This is a genomic window from Streptomyces sp. MB09-02B (genome assembly GCF_033794485.1).
Taxonomy (GTDB): domain Bacteria; phylum Actinomycetota; class Actinomycetes; order Streptomycetales; family Streptomycetaceae; genus Streptomyces.
Genome location: NZ_JARGEE010000048.1, coordinates 23,901 through 32,287, shown reverse-complemented (window position 1 = coordinate 32,287; position 8,387 = coordinate 23,901). Strand labels below are relative to the sequence as shown.

7 protein-coding genes are annotated in these 8,387 nt (G+C 68.8%); 4 read left to right on the top strand and 3 right to left on the bottom strand.

Translation table 11 applies throughout. The features are described 5' to 3' along the window. Window positions 1-261: 261 nt before the first annotated feature. From mctP to P1P70_RS10150, 3 genes are all read right to left on the bottom strand, one after another. A complete protein-coding gene (gene mctP, locus P1P70_RS10160) occupies window positions 262-1,890 on the bottom strand; it encodes a monocarboxylate uptake permease MctP (protein ID WP_319236372.1) in 1,629 nt (542 codons plus the stop codon). Beyond that, on the bottom strand, window positions 1,887-2,165 hold the full coding sequence (locus P1P70_RS10155; RefSeq protein WP_319236370.1) for a DUF3311 domain-containing protein: 279 nt from the start codon (window positions 2,163-2,165) through the stop codon (window positions 1,887-1,889). The genes mctP and P1P70_RS10155 overlap by 4 nt, the downstream gene beginning before the upstream one ends. Window positions 2,166-2,312: 147 nt before the next feature. Continuing rightward, on the bottom strand, window positions 2,313-3,077 hold the full coding sequence (locus P1P70_RS10150; RefSeq protein WP_033525434.1) for a GntR family transcriptional regulator: 765 nt from the start codon (window positions 3,075-3,077) through the stop codon (window positions 2,313-2,315). A gap of 368 nt (window positions 3,078-3,445) precedes the next feature. On the opposite strand from P1P70_RS10150, the gene P1P70_RS10145 reads away from it, so the two are divergent. From P1P70_RS10145 to P1P70_RS10130, 4 genes are all read left to right on the top strand, one after another. Then, the gene (locus tag P1P70_RS10145; protein WP_319236367.1) at window positions 3,446-4,726 is read left to right on the top strand and encodes an extracellular solute-binding protein; all 1,281 of its coding nucleotides are present in this window, start codon (window positions 3,446-3,448) and stop codon (window positions 4,724-4,726) included. A gap of 245 nt (window positions 4,727-4,971) precedes the next feature. Next, complete coding sequence (locus tag P1P70_RS10140) at window positions 4,972-5,964, top strand: sugar ABC transporter permease (RefSeq protein ID WP_319236365.1); 993 nt, start codon at window positions 4,972-4,974, stop codon at window positions 5,962-5,964. Then, window positions 5,961-6,803, top strand: coding sequence for a carbohydrate ABC transporter permease (locus P1P70_RS10135; protein WP_319236364.1), 843 nt, complete (start codon window positions 5,961-5,963; stop codon window positions 6,801-6,803). The genes P1P70_RS10140 and P1P70_RS10135 overlap by 4 nt, the downstream gene beginning before the upstream one ends. An 8-nt stretch (window positions 6,804-6,811) precedes the next feature. Next, a complete protein-coding gene (locus P1P70_RS10130) occupies window positions 6,812-8,377 on the top strand; it encodes a glycoside hydrolase family 3 protein (RefSeq protein ID WP_319236362.1) in 1,566 nt (521 codons plus the stop codon). The last annotated feature ends 10 nt before the right edge of the window (window positions 8,378-8,387 follow it).

The following is an 8,387-nucleotide window of genomic DNA, read 5'->3' as shown; positions in this document are numbered from 1 at the left end:
CTACCCGTCCCTCCCCCACTCTCGGCTTCGCTCGAGCGGGAGGTGCCCCCACCAAGGGGCTGCGCCCCTTTGACCCCCAAGCGTCCGTCCGGTGGGGCTTCTCGCGCAGTTCCCCGCGCCCCTGAAAGGCCTACGGCCGTTTCGGGGCGAAAAAGCAGGGGCGCGGCCCCGCTTTTTCAGGGGCGCGGGGAACTGCGCGACCAGCCCCCACCGGACCCGCACCCGACAACGCACCGGGCGCGGGTCGGTCGGAGGCCACGCCTAGTGGCTCGTTCCCGCCGTCGCCGGAGGCAGTTCCACCTGCACGCCCGGGTCGCCCGCGTCCGCCGTGTAGTCCTGGGGCCTGGTCTCGTCGATGCCGTCGGGCGCCTTGGCGGCCCGCAGGACGAAGGTGAGGATCACCGTGACCAGGAGGTTCAGGACGAAGGCCGTGAGACCGATGTAGCCGATCTCGCCGATGCCGGGGATCTCGGCGGACGAGCCGCCGAAGTGCTTCTGGGTCGGCGAGGCCACACCGTACGCGGCGATCGTCCCGTACAGCATGCCGACCGCCCAGCCCGCGATGAGGGCCCAGCGGTGGAACCAGCGGGTGAACAGGCCGCCGACGAGGGCCGGGAAGGTCTGGAGGATCCAGATGCCGCCCAGGAGCTGGAAGTTGATGGCGACCGTCTTGTCCATGGTGAGGACGAAGGCCAGCGCACCCACCTTCACCAGCAGGGACACCAGCTTGGAGACCTTCGTCTCCTGCGCGGGCGTGGCGTCCGGCTTGATGAAGTCCTTGTAGATGTTGCGGGTGAAGAGGTTCGCCGCCGCGATGGACATGATCGCCGCGGGCACGAGAGCACCGATGCCGATGGCGGCGAAGGCCACGCCCGCGAACCAGTCCGGGAACATCGTCTCGAACAGCTGGGGGATCGCCAGCTGCCCGTTCTGCACCTGGACGCCGGCCGCGATCGCCATGAAGCCCAGCAGGGCCAGCAGGCCCAGCATCAGCGAGTACAGCGGCAGGATCGTGGTGTTGCGGCGGATGACCTCGCGGCTCCTGGACGACAGCGTCGCCGTGATCGAGTGCGGGTACATGAAGAGCGCCAGCGCCGAGCCGAGGGCCAGTGTCGCGTACGTCCACTGGTTGGCGTCGCCCGGGACGAGCGCGCCGCGTGGCTTGTCCGTCGCCGGGTTGGTCTGGCTGTAGGCCTCGCCCGCCTTGGCGAAGATGTCGTCGAAGCCGCCGAGCTTGATCGGGATGTAGATGATCGCCACCGCGATGACGATGTAGATCAGGGTGTCCTTCACGAACGCGATCAGCGCGGGGGCCCGCAGGCCGGAGGAGTAGGTGTAGGCCGCCAGGACACCGAACGCGATCAGCAGCGGCAGGTCCTTGATGAACCAGTTGGTGTCCTCACCGCCACCGACGCCCATCACGTCCAGGACGGCCTGGATACCGACGAGTTGCAGGGCGATGTACGGCATCGTCGCGAGGATGCCGGTCAGCGCGACCGCCAGCGACAGGCCCTTCGAGCCGAAGCGGCCGCGTACGAAGTCCGAGGTCGTCACATAGCCGTGCTTGTGGGAGACCGACCACAGGCGCGGCAGGAACGTGAAGATCAGCGGGTAGACCAGGATCGTGTACGGCACCGCGAAGAAGCCCGCCGCGCCCGCCGCGTAGATCGCCGCCGGCACGGCGACGAAGGTGTACGCCGTGTAGAGGTCGCCGCCGAGCAGGAACCAGGTCACCCAGGTGCCGAACGAGCGGCCGCCGAGGCCCCATTCGTCGAGGCTGTGCTCGTTCTCGGCCTTGCGCCAGCGCGCGGCCAGGAAGCCCATGACCGTGACGGCCAGGAAGAAGAAGATGAAGACGGCGAGTGCCACGCCGTTCACGCCGTCCTTCACTTCGCGACACCCCCGCCCTGTGTCTCGGACCTGCGGGCGCGCTGGTCGCGCTGCCACAGGACGTACGCGGTGGCGGTCAGCGCCGTGGAGATGAGCACCCAGGCCATCTGGTACCAGTAGAAGAAGGGGATGCCGATGAACGCCGGGTCCGTCTTGGCGTACGAGCCGACCCAGAGCATCGCCACGAACGGGGCGATCAGACACACGGCGATGACCACCCTGGCAGGTGTCACCACCGGTGCCCCCGGTGGTCTCACTTCAGGTGCTTGTGACATGTCCGACTCCGTCCCCTCGCTGGTCACCTGCTGAGCGCGCAGGAAATCTAAGGGACGCGTTCCGTCGTACGGAACCCCCAGTCCGGATATCGGATGCGGAGGTTGTGTGGAGTGGCGGGTGTTCGACGCAGGAGGGCTCCAGGTGGCTCAGTCCTGCGGACGCTTGAGCCGGGCCACGAACTTGTACCGGTCGCCCCGGTACACGGACCGCACCCACTCCACCGGCTGACCGTCCTTGTCCAGCGAGTGCCGGGAGAGCATCAGCATCGGCAGGCCGACGTCGGTCCCCAGCAGGCCGGCCTCGCGCGGGGTGGCCAGCGAGGTCTCGATGGTCTCCTCGGCCTCGGCGAGCCGGACGTCGTACACCTCGGCGAGCGCGGTGTAGAGGGAGGTGTACTTCACCAGTGACCTGCGCAGGGCCGGGAAGCGCTTGGCGCTCAGATGGGTCGTCTCGATCGCCATCGGCTCGCCGTTCGCCATGCGGAGGCGCTCGATCCGCAGCACCCGGCCGCCGGCGGTGATGTCGAGCTGTCCCGCGAGCGTGTCGTCGGCCGTGATGTAGCCGATGTCCAGCAGCTGGGACGTGGGTTCCAGCCCTTGGGCGCGCATGTCCTCGGTGTACGAGGTGAGTTGCAGCGCCTGGGAGACCTTCGGCTTGGCCACGAACGTGCCCTTGCCCTGGATCCGCTCCAGCCGCCCCTCGACCACCAGCTCCTGGAGCGCCTGACGCACGGTGGTCCGCGAGGTGTCGAACTCGGCGGCGAGGGTGCGCTCGGGCGGTACCGGGGTGCCGGGCGGAAGCGTCTCGGTCATGTCCAGCAGGTGCTTCTTCAGGCGGTAGTACTTGGGCACGCGTGCGGTACGGACGGTCGCCCCGTTCTCGTTCTCCGCACTGCTGACGTCGGTGCTCATGCTCCGCCTTCCCGGCTCCTCGTGGCGTGATCCCTCTGTATACCTCTGCGGGCCCCGCTGGTCTAGTCCACGGAAGGGTCTCCGCTGGTCCAGCTGAGGAAGGCGCAGTGGTCTACCCGAAGAGTGTGGCTCAGTCGCACGGTTTTCGCTGGCTTATTACATAAAGGTTCCTGCATATGTAGGTCGCATAACGGCTGGTGGGAGGGGGTTCGAGCACCCTTGACACGGCGAATGGTCTGAGCCAAGCTCCGGCGTACTGGTCTACACCATTGGTCCAGGTCCTGGCCCCATGGGCGGTACGTCTGTCACCGCGGGGAGCAGGGGGGTTTGTGGCATCCCTGAGCAATGGCATCCCTGAGGAGGGTGGCGTGAAGAGGAAGCTGACGACCGCGATCTGTGTCGCGGGCATGATGGTCTCCATCGCGGCGTGCGGGGGCGGCGAGGACAAGAGCTCGGACACGGGGGCGGACACCAAGGAGCTGACGGTCTGGCTCACGGTCGACGCGCAGAACAACTGGCCGGAGCTGGTCAAGGCCGCCGACGCGGCGATCGAGAAGAAGCACCCCGGCATCACGATCACGCACGAGTACTACGGCTGGCCCGACAAGAACGCCAAGCTCGACGCCGTCCTCGCCACCGACAAGGCCCCCGACGTGGTCGAGATGGGCAACACGGAGATGCTCGCCTACATGGTCAAGGGCGCCTTCGCCCCCCTCGACCAGGCGAAGTTCGACAACGCGGACGCCTGGCTGGACGGCCTCAAGGCCTCCGTCACCTACGAGGGCAAGACCTACGGCGTCCCGTACTACGCCGGTGGCCGCGTCGCCAACTGGCGCAAGGACGTCTTCGCCGCCGCGGGCGTCAAGACCCCGCCGAAGACGTACGACGAGCTCACCGCAGCCCTCGACAAGGTGCAGAAGAAGCAGGGCGACAAGTTCAGCGCCTGGTACCAGCCCACCCGCGACTGGTACGCGGCCATGTCCTTCGTCTACGACGCCGGCGGCTCCATAGCCGTCGAGTCCGGCGGCAAGTGGAAGGCCAACCTCTCCTCCCCGGAGTCCGTCAAGGGCCTGAACGAGTTCAAGAACGTCGTCGACTCATACATGCACGGCGACAAGACCAAGGACGAGTCCGACCGGTACATCGTCTACGGCCAGGGCAAGTCCGGCATGATCTTCGCCCCCGCCTGGGAGGGAGCGACCGCCGCGGCCAAGGAGAACGACAAGACCGGCAAACTCGCGGGCAACGTCGAGAACTTCGTGATGCCCGGCCCGTCCGGCAAGAACCTGCCCGTCTTCCTCGGCGGCAGCGACCTCGCCGTCCCGGTGAAGTCCGACGCGCAGACCGTCGCCGCCGAGTGGATCAACGCCTTCACCGGGCCCGCCGGGCAGAAGGGTCTGATGGAGAAGGGCAACCTGCCCAACAACAAGACCGACCTGGCCACGCTGAAGGACGACCCGGCGACGGCGGTCCCGGCCACCGCGGCCGAGTCCAACTGGTTCGTGCCGATGGCACCGGGCTGGGGCCAGGTCGAGAAGGCGCAGATCCTGCAGACGATGCTGCAGTCCATCGGCACCGGCAAGCAGTCGGTCGAGGAGGCCGCGAAGACGGCTGACGCCGAGATCGACAAGGTCATCAACAACGAGTGAGGTGACCTGCCGGTCGGGCCCGTCCGTGGTGGCCGGGCCCGACCGGGGTGTGCCGCATCGGCTAGACCGGTGGGGCCCCGGGTCCGGCCGGTGAGTGCCACAGGGCCGGCCGGTGGTCGATTGACGAAAGTGCCGCGATGAGGTGTCGGGTTCGGTGCCGGTGCGTCGTGGCTGGTCGCGCAGTTCTCCGCGTCCCTTCGGGGGCGCTGCTGCCGGCCCCTCCTTCATCTGCTTAGGAGCGCGCGATGAGTGCCGCAGACACGACCGCCCCAGCGAAGATGCCGCCCGCGCGGCCGGGGCCACCGCCACCGTCGGCGGCCCCGCAACGTCCCGCCAAGAAGCGGACGTCCGGCGGAGCCGCTGTCCCCTGGGCCCTCCTCGCCCCCTGTCTGCTGATCCTCGCCGTCGTCCTCGGCTACCCGCTCGTCCGTCTCGCCACCCTGTCCTTCCAGGAGTTCGGCCAGTCCCAGCTCTGGGGGTTCAAGCCGGCGGAATCGGTCGGCTTCGACAACTTCGCCAAGGTGCTGGCAGACAGCGAGTTCTGGGCGGTCGTCGTCCGGACCGTCGTCTTCGCCGCCGCCTGCGTCGTCTTCACGATGGTCATCGGTATGGCGATCGCCCTGCTGCTCCAGCGGGTCTCCGGCTGGGTGAAGACGCTCATCAACATCGCGCTCGTGGCGAGCTGGGGCATGCCGATCATCGTGGCCACCACCGTCTTCAAGTGGCTGTTCGACTCCGACTACGGCGTCTTCAACGCGCTCCTCAGCAAACTCCCCGGCGTCGACATGATCGGCCACAACTGGTTCGCCAGCGGACCCGAGGGCCTGGCCGTCATCACGCTGCTGGTCGTCTGGGGCGCGGTGCCGTTCGTCGTCATCACCCTCAGCGCCGGACTCACCCAGGTCCCCAAGGAGTTGGAGGAGGCCGCCCGCCTCGACGGCGCCGGCGCCTGGGGCGTCTTCCGCTACGTCACCCTGCCCATCCTCAAGCCCATCATCGTGATGCTCACGACCCTCTCCGTCATCTGGGACATGGGCGTCTTCCCGCAGGTCTTCGTGATGCGCAACGGCCACCCGGAGGCCGAGTTCCAGTTGCTCACGACCTACTCGTACGACAAGGCGTTCGTGGTCAACGACTACGCGCAGGGCTCCGCGATCGCCCTGCTCACCGTGCTGCTGCTGCTCGGCGTGATCGGCGTCTACATGCGCCAGATGCTGAAGATCGGAGAGGTCGAATGAGCACTGCCCCCGTCTCCGGTCCCCGGAGGTCCAAGCTCGGCTGGAACCTCCTCGGTCTGTTCGTCTTCGTCACGGCCGGCTTCCCCGTCTACTGGATGCTCAACACGGCGTTCAAACCGGCGAAGGACGCCATCGACCCGGACCCGAGCCTGCTGCCGACGTCGATCACCTTCTCCAACTTCGGCCGCGCGCTGGACATCGCCGACTTCTGGGGCCCGGTCGGCCGCAGCCTCGTCGTCTCCCTGACGGTCGTCGTGATCGGCATCGTCGTCGGCATGCTGGCCGCCCTGGCCATCTCCCGCTTCGCCTTCCGTGGCCGGAAGGTCGTCATCGTCGGCATCCTGGCGGTGCAGATGGTCCCTCTGGTCGCCATGATCATCCCGGTCTTCCTGCTCCTGAACGACCTCGGCCAGTACGACCGCCTGACCGGCCTGATCATCACCTATCTGACCTTCATCCTCCCGTTCACCGTGTGGACGCTGCGCGGCTTCATCGTCAACATCCCGCGCGAACTGGAGGAGGCGGCCATGGTCGACGGCTGCTCCCGCACCACCGCCTTCATCCGCGTGGTCTTCCCGCTGCTCGCCCCGGGCATGGTGGCGACCTCCGTCTACGGCTTCATCCAGGCGTGGAACGAGTACCTGTACGCCCTGATGCTGATGAGCCAGCAGAACCAGACCGCGACCGTCTGGCTGGGCAACTTCACCACCAAGCACGGCACCGAATACGCCCCGATGATGGCCGGCTCCACCATGATGGCCGTGCCGATCGTCGTCCTCTTCCTCCTCGTCCAGCGCAAGATGGCCGCGGGCCTCACCGCGGGCGCCGTGAAGGGATAACCACCCCGATGTCACCGACGACATTCGCCACCGGCTCGCCCGGTTCCCCGTCCGGACAGGACGCGCTCACACGGGACGCCCTGACGGTCCTCCAGCCCGGCTTCACGGGCACCACCGCCCCCGACTGGCTGCTGCGCCGCCTCGGCGAGGGACTCGCCTCCGTCGGTCTCTTCGGCCGCAACATCGTCTCGCCGGTACAACTCGCCGCCCTCACCGCACAGTTGCGCGCCGAGCACGAGGACGTCCTGGTCGCGATCGACGAGGAGGGCGGCGACGTCACCCGCCTGGAGGTCCGCACCGGCTCCTCCTTCCCGGGCAACCACGCCCTGGGCGCGGTCGACGACGCGGACCTCACCCGGCAGGTCGCGTTCGCCCTGGGCCGCCGCCTGGCGGAGTGCGGCGTCACCTTCAACTGGGCCCCGTCGGCCGACGTGAACGCCAACCCGTCCAACCCCGTCATCGGGGTCCGCTCCTTCGGCGCAGACCCCGGCCTGGTCGCCCGCCACACGGCCGCCTACGTCACCGGCCTCCAGGCCGCGGGAGTCGCCGCCTGCACCAAGCACTTCCCGGGCCACGGCGACACCGCCGTCGACTCCCACCTCTCCCTGCCCCGCATCGACGCGGACCGCCCGCTCGTGGAGAGCCGGGACCTGGCCCCCTTCCGGGCCGCCATCGCTTCCGGGTCGCGCGCGATCATGAGCGCCCACATCCTGGTCCCGGCCCTGGACCCCGACCTTCCGGCAACGTTGTCCCGGCCCGTCCTCACCGGCCTCCTCCGCGAAGAGCTGGGCTACGACGGCCTCATCGTCACCGACGGCATGGAGATGCAGGCCATCGCCGGCACCTACGGCATCGAACACGGCAGCGTCCTCGCGCTCGCGGCCGGGGCCGACGCGATCTGTGTCGGCGGCGGCCTCGCCGACGACGACACCGTCCGCCGTCTGCGCGACGCCCTCGTCACCGCCGTCCGCACCGGCGAACTCCCCGAGGAACGCCTCGCCGACGCGGCGAACCGGGTCCGGGCACTGGCACGGTGGACGCGAACTGCCGCAGGGGGAGCGGAAGGCGTCGACGGGACGTCCTCCACGCCGCTGAGGACGGGCCGTGCCGGTGGCGGTGGCACCGACGGGGACATCGGTCTCGTGGCCGCCCGTCGCGCCCTGACGACGACCCTCGCGGAGCACTACGACCCGCCCACCCAACCCGTGTACGTCGCGGCCTTCACCCCGGTGGCGAACATCGCCGTGGGCGACGAGACCCCCTGGGGCGTCGGCGCGGAACTGGCCCGCCTCCTGCCGGGCACCGAGACGGGCACCTTCGCCGGTGACAGCGCCGGTGCCTCCGCCCTGGCGGTCGCGGGCACCCGCCGTATCGTCGCCGTGGTCCGCGACGAACACCGGCACCCCTGGATGACCGCCGCCCTCGACACCCTTCTCGCCACTCGCCCCGACACCGTGGTCGTCGAAATGGGCGTCCCTCAGTCCCCGCCCCGAGCCGCCCTCCACATCGCCACGCACGGCGCGGCAAGGGTCTGCGGCAGGGCGGCGGCGGAGATCATCGCGGGCGTACGTTAGCGGCGGGACT